This window comes from Arenibacter sp. F20364 (assembly GCF_023015905.1).
GTDB lineage: Bacteria > Bacteroidota > Bacteroidia > Flavobacteriales > Flavobacteriaceae > Arenibacter.
On record NZ_JALKBD010000034.1, the window covers coordinates 1 to 19,162 of the forward strand.

The following is a 19,162-nucleotide window of genomic DNA, read 5'->3' on the forward strand; positions in this document are numbered from 1 at the left end:
AAGTTTCATTATCGAACCGCCGTATACGAGACCCGTACGTACGGTGGTGTGAGGGGTGCACTCCGTCATTAGATGGCGGAGCCATCCACTCGATTGTGTGTTCGTGTTTTATCTAAATGACAGTAAACTTTCCATTTTTTTTCTAAACCAATCAGTTGAAGAAAGTTCCTGCTGTTCCAATTGAAGTTTCGATATAATTGTTCTATCAAATTCAGTTTTTAAACTAAAGGATTTAAGAAATTCTTCGATTTCATCAGATTTCAAGTATTTACAAACGATTTCATCACTCTCTCTAAATTTATTATCGGGTACTTTAAATTCTTGATAACCATTTCTCGAATTCCTTAATTTTATTAGAATTGAGTCATATTTTGAATTTTTCTGTTTTATAAGTTCTTCAACATAAAGTTCTTTATTAAAACCTTCCTTATTCAGTTCTTCAATGTTATTTGGATGATATAAATAATTTTCAAAACAGTAATATTCAAGAATTATGTAGTTGCTATATGAATTTTGAATTTTTTTAATCTCATTATCTGTTAAAAAATCTCTGTCTCTGATTCCAAAATGAATTTGATTTGCCACCACTTTAATAAACACACTATTGCTATTGTTTTCAGCTATAAAATGAATATTTTCAAAGTTTAAGTTGTTAAAAAAAACAGAATTTTGATTTTCACAATAAATAATTATTTTTTCATTTACTTCTGGCACATTTAACCTTTCTAGTTCTTTTACTGTATCATCAAATTCTTTTTTTACTTCCTGATATTTGGAAGGGTTGTAGTACTTATTGTGAATTTGAACTTGTAAGTCATTTATGTATTTAGTTTTACCTATAAATGCTGATTTTATAAATGAGCCAAAGGTTTTTGAACTCTGTTTAAATTCGATTTCGGCTTTATTGATTTGTTCATTAAAATCATTAATACGATTTTTGAGTTGGTCTTTTTTAGTTTTTAAGAATTCTTGCTGTCGTTTAATCTCTTGGATTTTATTTTTTCTTACAAATTCAAATTCTTTTACAATTTTGCTGTTAGTCTCTTCTCTAAACTCCTCAATTTTCTTTGTTAAAGCACCTATTTCATTCTTCACTAAATTTAACTCTCCTGATAAGTTTTCTTTTTTCTCCGTTTCTTCTGATAGTAGCTTTTTAGCAATCTCATATTTTTTAAATAACTCTTCTTTAATTAATTCAGCATTTTCCTCAATTGTGTTACTAACTTTAATTTTTTGTCTTAATGCTTTATTTGTTAAAATTTCAGTTACTAGTTCACTATTAAATTTCTCACTGTCTTCATACTGGGACATAGACCTTAAAATTTCCATACTTATTTTCTCAGAGTCTCCATCAATTTCTCTGAATAGAAAAGGTAATCTAAAATTCCCAAGAATCGCATTTTCAAATTTCTCTGTTCTAGGAATCCAAAATTGAAGCATTGAAATAAACTCATTGGGGTGAAGACAAACACTTATTTTTGTGTTTACGTCATTATATTGTTTGAATTTGTCGTATTCAAGGAAGCTAAAATCTAGCGTTAAAATCCAATTCTTGACATCTTTGGGTGAATCTATGTAAGTTGGTCTTTTGTCTTTTACGTAATGCCATAATTGACAATCATGATTGAATTTATCGTATATCTTTTTTTTATTTATTTCCTTTTCCTCATTAGAAAGCCCTTTATATCTATCTGCTTTATCATTACGTTCAAAACGATATTCTACTTGTTCAAGCAAATCATCAACTACTCTTTGGTCAGTTGAGTAATTATCCATATTATCTTGCTGAATCTCAAGGCCTTTTTTTCTGATGTTAACAGTGAAATTATCAAGATAGGGGTCGAAATAATCATCTATATTGAGCATTGTTTGCTTTTCATGACATTTTTGGAAGTATCTTTTAATTATACCCGAAAAATCATCAGTGTTTTCAGCTGCAATTGCTTGGTTTAGTGATGGTTTTGTTCTTTTTAAATAATCTTTAAATCGTTTTATTAAATTCTGAAATTCAAAAATTGTTACTGGAAGTACATAGAATTTCACTTTTACTTTGTTCTTAATCTCATTGATTAATTCGATAAGTGAAAATGCAGCTTCATTGGAAGGGTTGTCGTGTAAATCAAGTAAAGTGAGTAAAAAATTTGTATCAACAAATATTTTCAGATTAACTTGTGATTTGGATAAGGCATATATTTCTTCTACAGCAGATGTATTTAAGTTTGCAGATTCAATAAAAAAATAGGCATTTAATTGGTGTAAAATATAATTTTTTACAAATACATTTTTAAAGTCGAAATAGTTTAAAAGTAAAGCGTGAACTAATGATTTATTTCCGTTATATCTATTTACAAATTTTTGAAATTGTCCATATTGCTCAATTGAAATAGTATCTTTTCCACTAATTAATTCATATGTTTTTGCTCCAATTTCTCGAATAAGAGGTATAATTAAGTACTGATTTAAATCATCCCATAATTTCTTTGCTGACGTCTCTGGGTAAAGTTTATAACAAAGTTCATTAAACCTTTTTTCTGCTTCGAATTCAATCTCTTTTTGTTTTACAAAAGAGGCTTGAAATTCAGAATAGACTTCCTCTGATAAAATAAATAAATCATCAAAAGCAGGTATTATTTGCCTTTTACTTTTTAAGCTTTCTATTTGAGTGGAAATTCTGTTTTTATCAAAACTGCCATTTAGTTCTGATTTTAAGTTTTTAAAAATATCACTTTCATTTTGAGGTGAATTTTTATTTACGCCAAAAGTTGAGATAATAATATTTTGAATAGATTTTTCCCACCAACCACTTTCATTTAGTTTGACATGATGTACAAGTGAAATTATTTCAGAGGAAAGTATTTTATTCATATTTTATCTTTTATTTAGTCGGTTTTGTACATGACACACAACGGTCAGCGGTATGATTCAGTAGGCGGTAACGGTTTTCCAACCGTTATGGCGCGTGTTTTTGCAACTATCTTTGCTAAATGAAATGGTTTCCAATCGTGCTGACACTGTCTTGGTTTAGTTTTGGTTATACAGATTTTTCTTGGTTCTAAGTTATTAATTATTTTACTCTTACACTATCCGTGGAATGGTGCAAAAACCGTGACACAGCCTATTGATTATACCGCATGTTACCGCCAGTTTATTTTATACGATTAAATTATCATCATCTTTTTTATCACACATAATCCAAACTAGTCATAGTAAACTGATTTTTCGCCATTTATTACTTTACTATATAATTGTTGAATCTGAGATTTCAATATTCTGTCCTCTGATAATTCAGGTAAGTTATCAATCTCAAAGAATGCAACATCCTCAATATCAAATCCCTTTGCAGTTTTGTAATTCTCAAGCTTACATAAGAAAACAATCTTATAAACGTAGAATGGCTGTGGTGGATGCGGATGATTTCTCTTGTCGTAGATAGCTAGGATTCTTTCGGGTGAAGCAGTCAGCCCAGTTTCTTCTTTGATTTCCTTAATTGCCACTTCTGATGGTGTATAGCCAATATCGCCCCAGCCACCAGGTAAAGCCCATTTCCCATCATAAGACTCTTTAACTAATAGAATCTGCTTCAGTTCATTTAATGCAAAAGCTCTAATATCTACTTTAGGAGTTGGATAATCCTTTTCTGGTTTAATAAATGACCTTAGTGATTCAATTTCTTGAGAAGAAATGTCACTTAACAATTCCAAACTTATTTCCCTAAGTTCTGTATATCTTTCCTCATCATACTTGTTCTCAGAATATACTAGACCTGCATCTGCAAGACTCTTTATTCTTTTGATAAGGTTTAATTGTTTTTCTTGTTTTTGAGTACTCATTTTCTGTAAATTGGCGGTAACAATTGTATATAATTACTAGTGTGTATATTCCTATTTTGTCTACACCACTAATCTAGTGGATTTTTTATATTTCTAAAAGTATTTGTAGCTACATGGGTATATATTTCCGTCGTCTTACTGGATCCATGTCCCAATAGCACTTGTATTTGTCTTAGGTCCACACCAGATTCCAATAGATGCGTCGCGAAACTATGTCGTAAAACATGTGGGGTTACGGATTGTTTTATTTTAGCTTTTATTGCTGCTTCTTTAACGATTTTAAGTACACTTTGAGCACTGTACCTACCGCCTCTCTGGCCTTCAAACAAATATTCGCGAGGCTTCCACTCCCTAAAATATATACGCAGGTCTTCCAAAACAGTCTGGGATAAAAGGGTATGTCGGTCTTTATTACCTTTCGAGCCCTGTACTCGGATCAACATACGTTTACTGTCTACATCTGCCAGTTTTAAGTTTAGCAATTCACTGCGACGGAGACCTGAACTGTACAATAATTTAATGATACACTTATGTTTTATATTATTGGTACTGCCAATTATGGACAGCACTTCTTCCTTGGAAATAACGGTTGGCAGTTTAGATTCTTTTCTCGGTCGCTCTATCTCATAAAACCGATTGGGCATGCCTAAAACAACCTCATAGTAAAATTTAATAGCGTTTATACATTGATTGAGATAGGAATTGGAAACATTCCGATGAACAAGTTTTTGTAGGAATGCCCTAATATCGCTTTCGTTTATTGCACTTAGTTCTTTGTCCTTGTAATGATTTATGAACATTTCGAAAAAGGAAACATAGGTCCGCACAGTACTATTGGCGTACCTTTTAAGTTCCAGTTTTAATAAATATTCTTCAGGACATAGTCTGTATTCAGGTATAGGATTTCTTTTCCTGAACCACTCAACATCTACTTTGTCATTATGGGTGTTGATAGGTTTATTTAACAAAAACCTGTTGTAATTGATCCAGACGATTCCTTTGAAAGTATTGAAAATTATACTAAGATTGGTCTTGGTATTGGGGATATAGGCCATATTATGTTCCTTGCTCCATTTTGGATTGGGAAGGCCCTTGACCAATCCTTGTATGAGCTTATCAGGCAAAAATTTAATTCCGATCATCTTTTCATTCCTGATCATCAGATGGTAAAGCGTTATGGATTTAGCCGGATTCATATAGCAAGTTTAGTGAAGAATTAGATTTTAAACGGTATATTATACCTATAATATACGTTTACAAATGAATAATGATAGATCGTGTCCCGTATGTGGTATAGTGGTAAAAGGAAGATCTGACAAGATATTTTGTTCTCCAAAATGTAGATCTATAGACCAATATGAACAACGTCAGAAAACCGAAACTTTTTATATTAGGGTGGATAGGCAATTGAAAATAAACAGAAAACTACTCAAGAAATATAATAGGTCCGGGATTACTACCATAAGAAAATCTGAATTGATCATGGAGGGATTTGACCCCCAATTTTTCACCCATTATTGGAAGAACCAAAAAGGAGATGTCTACCTTTTTGTTTACGAATATGGTTTTTTGAATAAAAGACATAATGGAAAGGATAAATATATTCTGGTAATCTGGCAGGATTATATGGAATCTTCCCAAAAATAAATATGATTGGCACATTGAACATAATAGGGCTTATTTGTCAACCGAAATGGTCAGGAGAACATGGTGCCAAGTTGATTTTTCGCTTTAATTACCGCAACTGTTAAAGGAAGGGTCAACCAAAAGAGCTTATAGCAGAAGTTCGACAGCTTTATCCAAAACATTGCTTCCCAGCTCTTTTAAGTACACTTGGGTCGTGGTCAAATCTTTATGCCCCAAAGATTCGCCGATAACATCCGTAGCTACTCCTTTTTGTTTTAAACAATTGGCAAAACTATGCCGTGCTACATAACTGGACAAGGATTTTTTTATACCACATAGTCTGGCTATTTCTTTTAAGTCTCGATTATATTTGGCCAGGGTTTTCTTTTTGCGATGTTCGATCTGGGACGGGGTAAGACCGTCCTTTAATATGATGGGAAATACATATTTAGTGGGCAACGAATGTTGTTGATAATAATCTAGGATTTCTTTTACCGGTGGAAGAATGGTTATAACAAACCTGCCCTTGGTTTTGTTACGAATATAAGAAACTGTGGTTGCATCAATATCTTGCCATTTGAGGACCATCATATCCGTATAGTTCATCCCTCTGGTATAGAAGCTGAATACAAAATAATTTCTGGCATCTGTGAGATGGGGATATTTGGATACGTTGAATTTGATGATTTTGGTTACCTGATCATAGTTCAATGCCTTTTTAATGCCCTTGCCCTTTAGTTTTGATATCTTATAGGTCTTGAAAGGATGGTCAATGTCCTTTATGATGTTACGTTCTATGGCCTTATTGTACAAAGCTCTCAAAGTGCGTTGCTTAATGCTGATTCCTCCATCCGTTCCGCCTCTTGATCTTAGCCATGCTTCATATTTATTCAAAAAGGTATTGGTAATGTCCTGGAACTTTATTTTTCTATGGCCGCAAAAGTTTTTGACCGATTTCATGGTCTCTTCATACATGGTGGCATTTCCCATTCTTCCTGCGAGTTTCAATTCAGAAACTATTTCTTCCCAAAAAGGAAAAACATTATCGTTTGCAGGATTGCTGTCGACCCGGAAGCGCTGACCAAAATCGTCCAAGTTGAAAAATTCTCTTTCAAATTCAAGTTCTGCATAGACCTTTAGTGCCCGGTCTTTTATTTTCAACAGCAGCCTATTGTTTTGAATGTAGTTGGTATTGTTTTTATTAAAACAACCAGTATGGGTATCCCATTCCCTTTCAGTGCTTTTAAAAATGGTGTTGAAGTATTTTGTTTTTCTATCTTTAGTGATTCTTAGGCAGACAGGATAAGTGCCATCGGCAAGGCCTTTTTTCCTCAAAACAATCTTGATACTGGACATAGCATTTAGTTTAATGGGTACAACATAGGTACAACAAATTGGATTTTAGAACCATATTTGATGACGACCGATATAAAACTACAAATTATAACTAACTGATAATCAATCTAAATGAAAGTTAAAAGCACTAAATGAAATGCAATTTTAATCGTCTGTCACGCAGGGGGTCGCGGGTTCGAGTCCCGTCCGGACCGCTAAAAGCCTTCAACGCAAGTTGAGGGCTTTTTTCGTTTGTAAATATTCGGTCATTTTCTTTAGGTTATTGCGGGATCAAGGGATCAGGAACAATTGTTGTCAATCTGTATAGGAAGAATTGTTTACTTGTGTCGCCATTGCTGACTTCTTTTATATAGTAGTTTGATTGTAATTAATCATTATCCTCAATTTAAGTCGCGCTATTACAATGTGATGAAATATTTGTATATTGAAATGACAGAATTTTCAAATAAATGTTTATTAGACTACCATTCAAATTTAGCAGTAATATTTTATCCCATTGGTTTTTCTTAAAATGAGATTTGATGCACATGTACATTTCAATACTTTAAATGAAGCGTTTCTCAATTATGGAATCGAGAACGGGATGCGCTTTCTATCCATTGTTACGGATATGCCGTTTTTTCCTTCCATTAAAGATCAGCTTACCACCATTTTAAAAATAAAGAAGATTTATCCGGACCAAATTGATTTTGCTACTACTTTTTCATGCAACGGTTGGGGAGGTTCCAATTGGCTCTCTAAAAGCCTTGATAACATAGACAGATCCATGAATTTGGGGGCAGTCGGAGTTAAGGTTTGGAAGAATATAGGAATGTCCTTAAAAGATGATAAAGGTAATTATGTAATGATAGACCATCCATCTTTTGAGCCGATCTTTCAATTTTTAGAAGATAATGATATACTTCTTTTAGGGCATAATGGAGAGCCTAAAAATTGTTGGTTACCAACGAAGGATATGACAGTGGAGTCGGATAAGGCTTATTTTATGGCACATCCTGAATATCATATGTATCATCATCCAAAAGTACCTAATTATGAAGCGCAACTTAGGGCCAGGAATAATCTACTAAAAAGACATCCAAATTTGCGATTTGTTGGGTTGCATTTGGCAAGTCAGGAATGGGACACCAACGAAGTAGGCGCTTTTTTGGATCAATTTCCCAATGCTATGGTAGACCTTGCCGAAAGGATATGTCATTTGCAGTACCAGACAATAGACCATAGGAAAAAGATATATGATTTTTTTATCACTTATCAGGACCGTATTATTTACGGATCTGATATTGTAGTAGATAATAGTCTCACAGATGATGTTCTGATCCAGCACATGAATGAAAGATACCATAACCACAGAAAATATTTTACGGAAAATGAATGGATGACGGTTCAGAAGGTAAATGGAAAGTTCAAAGGTTTAGGGTTGCCAGTTTCCGTAGTTGATAAGGTGTATAGTGGTAATGCCTTAAAAACATACAAATAACATATCTCAATAAGGAATTAAAACCTAAAAGCACCTTGGAATGAATTTATATATTTGAAATTATCCTATTATTTTGGAAGTTGGACTATCAACTCACCAATTCGTTCCGAAATTTCGGCAAATTTATCTTCTTTGGTCAACCAATACAGATGTTGGGAATCCTCAGAGGTATCCCATAGGTTATAAAAATATCGAATGCCGTTGGGCTCACTATGTAACCCTATTTTTGGAGTGCCATCGGTTCCCAAAGTAAAATATTCCGGCTTTTGATCTCTGTAAATGGCATAGTACACCGTTTCCAAATCGGCAAGATGATGGTCCCAATCTCCATATCTTTCTCGGTAAATTCTATACGCCTCCCTGACTGGGTTGTTTTCAGGTGTATTCATCAATTCCTTCCCCCTATGATAAGGTCTGGGGATAAAGTTACCGGCAACATGGATTGGCCTGGGCCAATGTTCAAAAACTTCCATTGAAGCCATGGCCGCAGTATGGTTAATCTGCTGACCGCCCAAGTTCATGCTAAGTGGTAACATAGTGTCTTTGGGGAACCAGGTCCTACCAATAATTATTAAATCCTTCACTTTTTTCCGGACCAATTCCATCCCTTGGTCATCCTTGATAAGATTTTTGAGATTCAGAAGATAACCAACGGAAATGATAACTACGGAGTTGTCCGGCTGTTGTTGTAATATTTCTTTGTAAAGGTCCACAGCATCAGGTACATCCTTTCTTGTGTCAACATCATGTGCAAAGCGAGTATCCTTTACAATAGGCTGCGTATAGTCTGTGCAGCAATTCAAAAGGATTGCTATGTCCCTAGAATAAGTATCATCTTTTTTATAGGATCCAATTGGCAAATCAGGGTGGCCGTAATATGTGTTTACTGCATCAATGTAGCCCACACTGTAATCGTCGGAGGTATTATGCATAACGGCAAGTAAATCGACCTCGCCGTTGTCTTGAAATGCATGTAACATTGCAAGAGCCCCTGCATCGTCACAGTCGGTTTCCATATCCGTTTCGTAAATGATCTTAATCTGTCCAAAACACAGTGAACTTATTAAAGGGAAGAGGAAGAAAACGGCTTTCTTGAAAGGGGTATAGGAGGTTGATTTCATTGAATTGGAATTAAAGCTAAAATAGTACTATCCTGAAGGAATTTGATCAAAGGAATCCAAACTGTCCAACAATCCACATATTGAAAGCATCAGCGGATTTTTGAGAACAATTGCATATTTTTAGATGCGTTCCTTCTTTATAAATATACGAAAATTTAATACCTGGAAAATTGAAGGTAGCTCCCTATTCCGAACTTTGGCCAGCAGAAGAGACTACATAAGCTTAAATGGGTTTATGTATGATGTAAAGACTGATGGTATTCTTGCCAGGATAGGACTCTTAATTCAGTTCGAACATAACTTTTGGGAAAGATCCTTACTCGGTTTTGTCCACAGGATAAAACGGCTTTTCAATTACTCCTTCATCACTAAATAAGGAAGATTTCTGAATGTCTTGTAGGACCTTTGTAATAAGATGGACTTTGTTATTGATCAAGACACTATCCTGTACCAATCGGATTCCGTGACTGTAATCGGCATATGTTTCACCATGACCCGCGTAGACCGGCTGAATTGGGGTTCCATTTTGGTAATGCCAACCGTAAATAACAACTGGCTTTGACGATTTTTCATAGATTTTGTTGGAGATTATAACATCCTTTTTATGTCCAGCCACCAAATCTCCCAAAGGTGCCTGTTTAAGGGTTTCTTTCCTTTGCCCTTTTAACCTAGTGTTGTGTTCCCACATAACGGGAATGGTTGTCATTTGGGCACTGGGAGGAATGGGGGAGGGAGGCAGTTTTACCGAGGCGTTGCTCCATATTTGATCTACCATTTTTTTGGTCGGGAGGGTAAAACCGATAGCTTTGGCTATTTTCTGGGCGAGGATTGGGGTCATTGGAATCAGGAAATAATCGGTATCCGAGCCAACTGACAAATAATCTGGAAGTACATAATAGGTTACAACATAAGCGGAATCCTTGATGGTTTTTGAATATGAAATCGGAACCAAGTCACGTAAATAGGTTGGGATATTTCCATTCAATATCTCTTGGTAAATTTGATTTTCCCTGTCTTCCAGGCTTAGGGTATCGATCTGATTTTTAAAAGTACTACCGGAAATAGCGTCATTGGCACGTGGAGGGAGGGGTAATTTTTGGGCCTTTAGTATCCCCGAAACAGTCATTGCTAAAAATAAAAGCACGACTGTTGACTTATTTAGTACCGAATAATAAGATTTACTCATTTTTTGGATGTTCCTTATTTACGAATGTATTTGCTTGAATTTGTTTGTTTTAAACAGCCTGGTACATATTGTAATAATAGGTAGCCGCAGCCAGATCTTCCAAGGCATGTCCGACCGACTTAAACATCGTAATTTCCGCAGCACTTTTCCTACCTCCTTTATTTTGGGATGCGAGTTCAAATAAATCGGCCTTAATGTCCGGCTCTTTCAAAATTCCACTTTTTAAAGGAATGACTATATCTCCACTTTCCTTTAAACCACCTTGATAGGTATCAACATACACTTCCGCCTTTTTAACCGTTTCGTCATCTGCCTCCCTCATATTCGGTTTATACGCCCCTACCAAATCCACATATTGACCTGGTCGCAGATATTTTCCCAAAACAAGAGGCGTTTTGGATAAGGTGGCCGAGGAAATAATATCGACTTCAGATATCTTATCCTTAATCGCTTTAATGGGTTGGACGTGGAAGGATGCGTTCTTTAGATCTTCACAAAGTTTAATAGCCTTGGAATAATCCCTGCCCCAAACATAGACTGTTTCAATGGGACGTATACTGGCATGGGCCTGTATTAAATTGGGAGCGAGGGCACCCGTACCGATCATTAATAGTGAGCTGGAATTTTCCCTCGATAAATATTGTGATGCCAAAGCGGAGGCAGCGGCAGTCCTTTTTACGGTTAAACTCTTAGCCTCCAAAAGTCCAAGGACTCTACCCTTTAGGGCATCCAGATAAATATACGTACCCTGAATGGCCGGTAAGTTAAATTGACCGTTTTTGGGACTCACAGTGGCAATTTTTACCCCAGCCTGTTTGCCGGGCTTCCAAGCCGGCATCAATAGCAAGGTGGAATCTTCTTGGACTTCGGGATTGGGAAAATCGTGATGATGTCTCATGGGCACCAAGGTGTCCTGGGCAGAAAATGCAGTCCTCAACGCATTTATAAGATGGGGAAAATTGGTGTTTTGCTCTATAAAATTGGCCGGAATTTGGGATATGTTGTCCATACGGCCAAAGTTATAAAAATAACGGAAAGGTCATAATGGTTTGCACTTGCTGTGCAAGCTGCCGGGATGTTTAGCGGCTGGTTTAGGGGATGTGCCAGGGCTATTTGGATTTGCTGATATGGGTTTGTACATAAAGGCCTTGCCTGCCAAATTGGATAGTTCCCCCGAATACCTTTTCGGCAAGCTGGCCAGTTTGCTATTCAATTACAAATTGTTATAAATAGAAGGAAATTTTGTTCATTAGGCTAGGCTATATCTTATTTCCTCCGGCAAACCTATCCCTTTAAAAAGACAAAGCCTTACGGTTTTCCGCAAGGGGTTGAATTTTGTTCTTAGGCATCATATTTCTAACTGCAGGGGACAAAGCATTTTATTTGGAATATAGGCTTTGCTGTTTATTTGACTCCTGGTGCACTGGCCAGTGTTGTTGCTTAAAAACCACCAAAAAAGAAATAAGGATAGTCTTTTTTGTATCTTGTTGGGAGGTATATGGTAAAAAGTATGTAGGTAGCCCTATGAATAATGGGAGAATGGCCATTGAAAATGCGGTTTTTGATTTTTGCATGTGATTGGACTTACTATGGACGGTTTTATGGCCGTAGATTATATAATTTCTATCCGGCTAGCTTTATTTATAACAATATCAATAATAGATGCAACAGAACTTCGTTAATAAAGTTCAAACATTCGGAACCGCTCCCGTTTTTTTTACGGCCATAGCTACCATTTTGGGAGCCATTATGTTTCTCCGATTCGGTTTCGCTGTGGGACAGGTAGGATTTTTTGGGGCTATTGCCATTATTGTAATAGGCCATGCAGTTACTATTCCAACGGCGATGGCCATTGCTGAGATTGCTACCAACCAGAAAGTGGAGGGAGGAGGGGAGTATTACATTATTTCCCGCTCCTTTGGCTTGGTCATTGGTTCAACCATTGGTATTGCCCTTTATTTGTCCCAGGCCATTAGTGTAGCGTTTTACGTTATGGCGTTTTCCGAAGCTTTTACAATCTTTTTTGAAGATTTGATCGCTTCCCTATCCATGCCAGACTGGCTTGTATGGTTGTTGGGACAGAAACAGACCGTAGGTATCCCCGGTCTAATATTGCTTACTTACGTGATGTTGTCCAAGGGGGCCGATTTAGGGGTAAAGCTGCTTTATTCCGTGGTTGCGGTCTTGGCCATTTCCCTAATTGCGTTCTTTATAGGGACTACTGAATATAGCAAGTCCCATGATTTTAATGCCTTTGAGACCATAGCCGATGTCTTGGAAAGGCCTGATGCCTTTAAAATGGACCCTTCGGCGTCTGAAAAAAAAGACATTCACGTATATGACAGTATTTCGGGAAATAATTCGTTGAAAAATGATCGAGGAACGGAAATTGGTCAGCCCTCATCTAGTAATAGCGACAATGGACTGCCAGAGGCAATAGGTTTTTTCATTGTTTTTTCAATTATATTTCCGGCATTTACGGGTATGACCGCGGGAGTAGGACTGTCCGGTGATCTCAAGAATCCAGGCAAATCAATTCCTTTGGGTACCCTGGCGGCCACGCTCTGCGGAATGATCATGTATTTTTTAATTGCCTGGAAATTAGCTATATCGGCCCCGCCACAGGAATTGGCTGATACTTCCAGATTGATTATGGCGGACATCGCCTGGCAAGGGTGGTGGATAATTCCGCTGGGACTTGCAGCAGCAACAATATCCTCGGCATTGGGAAGTATTATGGTTGCCCCTCGCACTTTACAGGCCATTGCAAGGGATGGTATTTTTCCCACGCCAAAATTTAACCATTGGTTGTCCAGGGGAAAAGGGAATAAAGATGAGCCATTCAATGCCTCTATTATTACCATTTGTATTGCGGGCCTTTTTGTTCTTTTGGGGGCATTGGATAGCGTAGCGCAGATTATTTCCATGTTTTTTATGGTTACCTATGGATCGCTCTGTCTAATTTCTTTTTTGAACCATTTTGCGGCGGACCCCTCGTACAGGTCCAAATTTAGATCCCGTTGGTATGTTTCCTTGTTTGGAGCACTTAGTTGTTTTGCGCTTATGTTTTTTATGAATACGGCCTATGCGCTTTTGGCCATTGCCATGATATCTATCTTGTTCATTTGGGTGGTGAAGAATAATCCCGACAAAAGAAATCTGGCCGTGATATTCCAGGGGGTTATTTTTCAGTTGAGTAGGCAGATGCAGGTTTTCCTTCAAAAATCCAAAAAGGAGCAGTCCCAAAGTTGGAGGCCATCGACCATTGCCATATCACAGGATAGCTTTACCAGGTTTTCCGCATTTCAATTATTGCGTTGGATTGCATACAGGTACGGCTTTGGGACTTATATTCACCATATAAAAGGATATTTGTCCAAAGAGACCAACCAAGAAGCGGCACGCTGTAAGAAACAATTGATTGCCATGGCCGATGTTAGTCATAGTAATGTTTTTATTGACACTTTGGTTTCCCCTTCCTTTACATCAACTGTTGCACAAGTCATACAACTTCCGGGAATTGCCGGAAAGGAAAATAATCTCCTTTTGTTCGAATACCATAAAAACCATCCGGACAACTTGTTGGATATTGTGGATAATTTGGGACTTATCAAATCTGTGAATTTTGATCTTATAATTCTGTCCAGTTCGGAGAGAGGGTTTGGTTTAAAGAAACAGATCCACCTTTGGATTTCCCCTTATGATTTTGAAAATGCCAACCTTATGATACTGCTTGCTTATATTTTGCTGGGACATCCGGACTGGAAGGAGGCTACGATCAATATATACGCGGTTTTTCCTGAAGACTCCATTAATGAGGAACGGGAACGACTGTTTCAGCTCATTCAAGCGGGGCAATTGCCTATTTCCCCTAAAAACATAGAGTTCATCGCCCAAAAATCAGCAATGAGCATAAAACATATTATTAACGAAAAATCCAAGGAAGCCGATTTAACCATTGTAGGTTTTTTAGAGAAGGCGGTGATCCACATGGGAGCCAAGGCATTTGGAGGTTATGGGGACATAGGTAATGTTCTTTTTGTAAATGCGGCTGCATCAAAGGAAATAAAATAAATTTTCTGGAAAAATGCGCTTTTTCGACAGAGATTATCTTTACGAAGGTAACCGATGCCTTGGGTCGGGCATTAACTTCTAGTAGGTTGATATATTGTTTTTTGTACTGTAAAAATACTTTAATCTCAATTAATATTTGAACAAATTTGTTTAGCTTAGGTGGTACGGTGTAATATGGCAATTATGTATTTGTTGTTTTAATTCGGACCATTTACATTTCCACATTTATTAGGTTAACATTCATTGTGGTGCTTAAAAGAAAATAAATTGTAATGGCAGTTCTCTTTCGCTTAAAAATAGTCCCTTCTCTTCTGCTGATTGCAGGTACCCTAGTTCAATGCACAAAAGAATTGCCCCCGGGAGACGCGGATAATGGGGGCTTAATACTCCCAGAAGGGTTTGAAGCGGTTGTAGTGGTAGATAGTATAGGTCCGGCTCGTCATCTTGCGGTTAATGAGAATGGTGATATCTATATAAAAATGCGGTTTGCCCATGAGGAAGGTGAAAATATAGGTCTACGTGATACTGATAATGACGGAAAGGCCGACCAAATAGAACGATTCGGGGTCTTTGATCCAAAAGGATACTACGCCACAGGAATGCGGATCTATAATGATTTTTTGTATTATAGTACGGCAAGTACGGTATATAGGCAAAAATTGACAAGGGGCAAGTTGGTGCCAGAAAGTGAGCCAGAAGTCATGCTTACGGATGATTATCGAAATTCGCCTTTTGGCTATTCGCATATTGCAAAGCCTTTGACTTTTGATGGGGACGGCCATATGTATGTTCCTTTTGGTTCACCAGGAGATGTTTGCCAGTCAAAAGAACATAATAGAATGCCTGGTGCTCTAGGGCAAGATCCGTGTCCAGAGCTGGAGTGGCATGCCGGAATATGGCAATTCGATGCCGATAAACCAGGTCAAACACAGAAAGACGGCTACCGCTATGCCACAGGTATTAGGAGTGTTGTTGGGATGGATTGGAACCTTTACGATAATACCTTATATGCCCTGCAACATGGAAGGGATAACCTGAACCGCAATTGGCCGGAATACTATTCCCCATGGCAAAGTGCAATGTTGCCTTCGGAAGAATTTCTTAGGATAAAGGAGGGGACCGATGCCGGTTGGCCATATTACTACTACGATCATATGCAGGGCAAAAAATTACTTAATCCGGAATATGGTGGGGATGGTAAAAAGGAAGGCAAGGGAAAGGATTACGAGCAACCAATTATAGGATTTCCGGGACATTGGGCACCCAATGACCTACATTTCTATCGTGGGGATCAATTCCCTGAGCATTACAAAAATGGGGCGTTTATCGCCTTTCACGGCTCTACTATCAGGGCTCCTTTTCCTCAAGCTGGCTATTTTATTGGTTTTGTCCCCTTTCACAACGGAAAGGCTGGTGAGTGGGAGGTTTTTGCCGATGGTTTTACCCAGGTCGATAAAATCGTCGATACGGATGATGCAGGATACAGACCTATGGGGATTGCCATGGGACCCGATGGTTCGTTATATATAAGCGAAAGTGAGCATGGTAAAATTTGGAGGGTAATGTACAAAGGGGATAAAAAGAATTTTGGCCCTGGGCAACTTGCCCAAATGGAAGAACTCAAGAAACTTCCCCATATCAAAACGCCCGATGAAGAAAGAGATGATCTTACTCCTCTCAGGGCAGAGGCAGGGGCAATATTATATAATAAATACTGTGGTTCCTGTCATATGGCCAATGGTATGGGAGACGGCAGTAGGTTTCCGCCGATCTCCGGTTCAGAATGGGTCAAAGGGGATCAACAAAGACTTATAGATGTTGTGTTGAGTGGCTTAAGTGGGCCTATCGAAGTGAATGGCAAGGCCTTTGACGGTGTAATGCCACCGGTAGATTATTTGGAAGATGAAGAAATTGCCCAGATTTTGACGTATTTAAGAAGGGAATTTGGGGATAATTCCCCTCCCGTTGGGTCCTACTATGTGAAGCAGGGCAGGTACTTCGCCAAGAAAAAAAAACAGGAAAGTGGCATTTAGATTTCTAAATGTTTTTAACGTAGATGATATGAGTTGGGGGCAGGAAAGAAAGATGAATGGGGTTTGTGTCCAGGCATATTGAACTATAGGCCTTTCAGGGACCAGAGATCGAAGAATTAAAGTTGAAGGTGGCAAATATCCTTGGTATGGATTAACTTTAGGCCTCGAACAAATCAACCACGGAAAATGAAAAAATTAGTACCCTTTCTATTTTTTATTCCAATTCTTTTATTTGGCCAAAAGCAACCGACAGTTGTGAAGCCACTTTCAAACCCTAGTTCAATTTATTTGGACAAGCCTTTTGTTCAAGAATATCACGAGGGGTTTAGTGTTGATGAAAATAATGATGATGCCAATAACGTTAGAGCAATTCAGCCAACTTTGGACGGTACTATCTGGATTGCCACAAAAAATGGAGTCTATCACAAAAAAGCCAACTCCCGGGAATGGAGCATAGCTATCAGCGGGGAGAATCAAGGCCCGGCCTATGACGTTGAAATCGATAAGGATCAAAATATTTGGATGGCTACCTGGAACGGGGTTTATAGGTATAAATTAGAGGCCACTGAAAAAATGGATGGGCCTAAGCCACCTATTGCTAGAATAGCAATGGCAAAAGAAGGTATTTATGCCCTTGGGCCACATGGAATATGGCAGTATAAGGACAATAAATGGTCGAAAAAAGAATATAAGACTGCGAGAAGTATTCGTACCGTGTTGTCCGACAATAAGGGTGGACTTTGGATAGGGACTGATGTTGGTTTATACCATTGTAATGATGAAAGAACTATTGCGTATCAGAAAAATGAAGACCTTATCAGCGCCTACCTAAGGGGAATGGATTTTGATGAAAATGGTGATCTTTGGATTGGAGGTTTAGGTGGTGTTACCATTAGAAACCTAGAAGCCAAAATAGGAGAAAAAGGGCCTAAGGACGGTATGCCCAATGCCAATGTAAATGCCGTTGTAAAAGCCCCCGATGGCAAGATGTGGGTGGGTACGGCGTACGGTATTACAAGATTTGTTCAAGGAGAAAAAGAGTATTCCGTTAGATTGGGCAGGCGTTGGCTGGTATCGGACGAGGTGAGGGATATCGCTTTCGACCAGCAAGGAAATGCCTGGATCGCAACCGCAAATGGGGTGAGCGCCATAAAGAACAGGCAGATGACCTTAGCGGAAAAGGCAGATTATTTTTATGATAAGTTGATCCGTCGTCATGTAAGGGAACCTTGGATCATAGCCAGGTCCAAACTAGTTGTACCAGGAGATACCACATCCATTGAAGCAGACGATGACGATAATGATGGTGAATTTACTTCCAACTATCTGGCCATGGAGTCTTTTAGATATGCGACTACCAAAAATACGGAGGCCAAGGAACGAGCTCGGAAAGCCTTTGATTTTTTACATTTTTTAAGGGAAGTTACCGATGGTGATGGCTTTTTTGCAAGGACCATTGTTCCTGTTTCATGGGACCAAGTGCATGACATGAACATAACTTACAACGCACGCGAATTGGCCGAGGCAATTATAGAAGACCCTAGACAAAAGCCAGTGGAAAAGCGGTGGCATGTTTCCAAGGATGGCAAATGGAAATGGAAGGGGGATACCAGTAGTGATGAAATTTCCGGACATTTATTTGGCTATTATTGTTACTATAACTTAGTGGCCGATGATAAAGAAAAACGTCGTGTAGCGGATCATTTTAGTAAAATAATGGATCATTTATTAAGGAACGATTTTAATCTGGTAGACGTAGATGGGACGCATACCAGATGGGGCGTATGGTCCCCGAATCGTCTAAACCATGACCCTGATTGGGCTCCGGAAAGGGCGTTAAATTCATTGGAATTGCTCGCATTCCTAAAATTTACCCATCATATCACCAAGAAAAAAAAGTATCAAAAAGAATATTTAAGATTGATAAATGAAGAGGGGTATTTGGAAAATGCAAAGACCTTGCACAATACCAACCCGGCATGGGAGACTTATTTTGATATCTTCTTGTCTCTTTACATGTACCCGACCCTTATCAATTATGAAGATGATCCGGCGTTGAAAAAAGAGTATCAAGAGCATTTGGAGCAATGGTTCAATAAGCATAAAAAGGCTAAAAGTCCGATGGTGAATTTTACCTATAACATGCTGACAGGGAGTGCCGAGGAGTTGGATAACTCCATCGGATTTCTAAAGGACACCCCCTTGGACTTGGTAGATTGGCATATAGATAATGGAAAGCGCGAAGACCTTAAGGTTGCGCGGGAACCCATTTTGGAGGATCTTCAAACGGCATTGCGCCCGCCAAGTGAGTACCGGACCATGCGCTGGGATCGGAACCCATATGTCGCTGTTACGGGCGACCCAGCACAGGAAAAAGAACCTGTATTTTGGCTCTTGCCTTATTGGATGGGACGCTATTTGAATTTGATAAAAGCCGATTGATCAATTCTCCAAAT

General features: G+C 38.1%; 12 protein-coding genes. 5 read left to right on the plus strand and 7 right to left on the minus strand.

Going from position 1 to position 19,162, the window contains the following annotated elements; translation table 11 throughout:
• Positions 1 to 108 precede the first annotated feature (108 nt).
• The 3 genes from MWU84_RS20130 to xerA all read right to left on the minus strand — a co-directional run bounded on the left by MWU84_RS20130 (position 109) and on the right by xerA (position 5,026).
• Positions 109 to 2,865 (minus strand): hypothetical protein, encoded by a 2,757-nt coding sequence (locus MWU84_RS20130; protein WP_246905038.1) that lies wholly within the window; start codon positions 2,863 to 2,865, stop codon positions 109 to 111.
• Between the two features lie 332 nt (positions 2,866 to 3,197).
• The gene (locus MWU84_RS20135) at positions 3,198 to 3,830 is read right to left on the minus strand and encodes an NUDIX hydrolase (protein WP_093978189.1); all 633 of its coding nucleotides are present in this window, start codon (positions 3,828 to 3,830) and stop codon (positions 3,198 to 3,200) included.
• Positions 3,831 to 3,898: 68 nt separating this feature from the next.
• Positions 3,899 to 5,026 (minus strand): site-specific tyrosine recombinase/integron integrase, encoded by a 1,128-nt coding sequence (gene xerA, locus MWU84_RS20140; RefSeq protein ID WP_246905040.1) that lies wholly within the window; start codon positions 5,024 to 5,026, stop codon positions 3,899 to 3,901.
• 64 nt (positions 5,027 to 5,090) lie between these two features.
• Here xerA and MWU84_RS20145 point away from each other — a divergent pair, with 64 nt between their 5' ends.
• The gene (locus MWU84_RS20145) at positions 5,091 to 5,477 is read left to right on the plus strand and encodes a DUF2116 family Zn-ribbon domain-containing protein (RefSeq protein ID WP_093978207.1); all 387 of its coding nucleotides are present in this window, start codon (positions 5,091 to 5,093) and stop codon (positions 5,475 to 5,477) included.
• A gap of 126 nt (positions 5,478 to 5,603) precedes the next feature.
• Here the strand turns inward: MWU84_RS20145 and MWU84_RS20150 are convergent, their stop codons facing one another.
• A complete protein-coding gene (locus tag MWU84_RS20150; protein ID WP_246905042.1) occupies positions 5,604 to 6,812 on the minus strand; it encodes a site-specific integrase in 1,209 nt (402 codons plus the stop codon).
• Positions 6,813 to 7,323: 511 nt separating this feature from the next.
• Between MWU84_RS20150 and MWU84_RS20155 the strand changes: the two genes are divergently transcribed.
• Entirely contained in the window at positions 7,324 to 8,292 is a 969-nt protein-coding gene (locus MWU84_RS20155) for an amidohydrolase family protein (protein WP_246905044.1), read from the plus strand.
• A 68-nt stretch (positions 8,293 to 8,360) separates the two neighbouring features.
• Here the strand turns inward: MWU84_RS20155 and MWU84_RS20160 are convergent, their stop codons facing one another.
• From MWU84_RS20160 to MWU84_RS20170, 3 genes are all read right to left on the minus strand, one after another.
• Complete coding sequence (locus MWU84_RS20160; RefSeq protein WP_246905046.1) at positions 8,361 to 9,413, minus strand: hypothetical protein; 1,053 nt, start codon at positions 9,411 to 9,413, stop codon at positions 8,361 to 8,363.
• 316 nt (positions 9,414 to 9,729) lie between these two features.
• Complete coding sequence (locus MWU84_RS20165; protein ID WP_246905048.1) at positions 9,730 to 10,599, minus strand: hypothetical protein; 870 nt, start codon at positions 10,597 to 10,599, stop codon at positions 9,730 to 9,732.
• A gap of 49 nt (positions 10,600 to 10,648) precedes the next feature.
• Positions 10,649 to 11,608 carry an ornithine cyclodeaminase family protein gene (locus MWU84_RS20170; RefSeq protein WP_246905051.1) on the minus strand — a complete coding sequence of 320 codons (960 nt, stop codon included), beginning with the start codon at positions 11,606 to 11,608 and terminating at the stop codon, positions 10,649 to 10,651.
• 653 nt (positions 11,609 to 12,261) lie between these two features.
• Here MWU84_RS20170 and MWU84_RS20175 point away from each other — a divergent pair.
• The 3 genes from MWU84_RS20175 (at position 12,262) to MWU84_RS20185 (ending at position 19,148) form a co-directional block, all read left to right on the plus strand.
• A complete protein-coding gene (locus tag MWU84_RS20175; RefSeq protein WP_246905053.1) occupies positions 12,262 to 14,673 on the plus strand; it encodes an amino acid permease in 2,412 nt (803 codons plus the stop codon).
• Positions 14,674 to 14,945: 272 nt separating this feature from the next.
• Positions 14,946 to 16,706: a c-type cytochrome gene (locus MWU84_RS20180; RefSeq protein WP_246905056.1), complete on the plus strand. Its 1,761-nt coding sequence runs from the start codon at positions 14,946 to 14,948 to the stop codon at positions 16,704 to 16,706.
• A gap of 186 nt (positions 16,707 to 16,892) precedes the next feature.
• On the plus strand, positions 16,893 to 19,148 hold the full coding sequence (locus MWU84_RS20185) for a two-component regulator propeller domain-containing protein (RefSeq protein WP_246905059.1): 2,256 nt from the start codon (positions 16,893 to 16,895) through the stop codon (positions 19,146 to 19,148).
• Positions 19,149 to 19,162 lie beyond the last annotated feature (14 nt).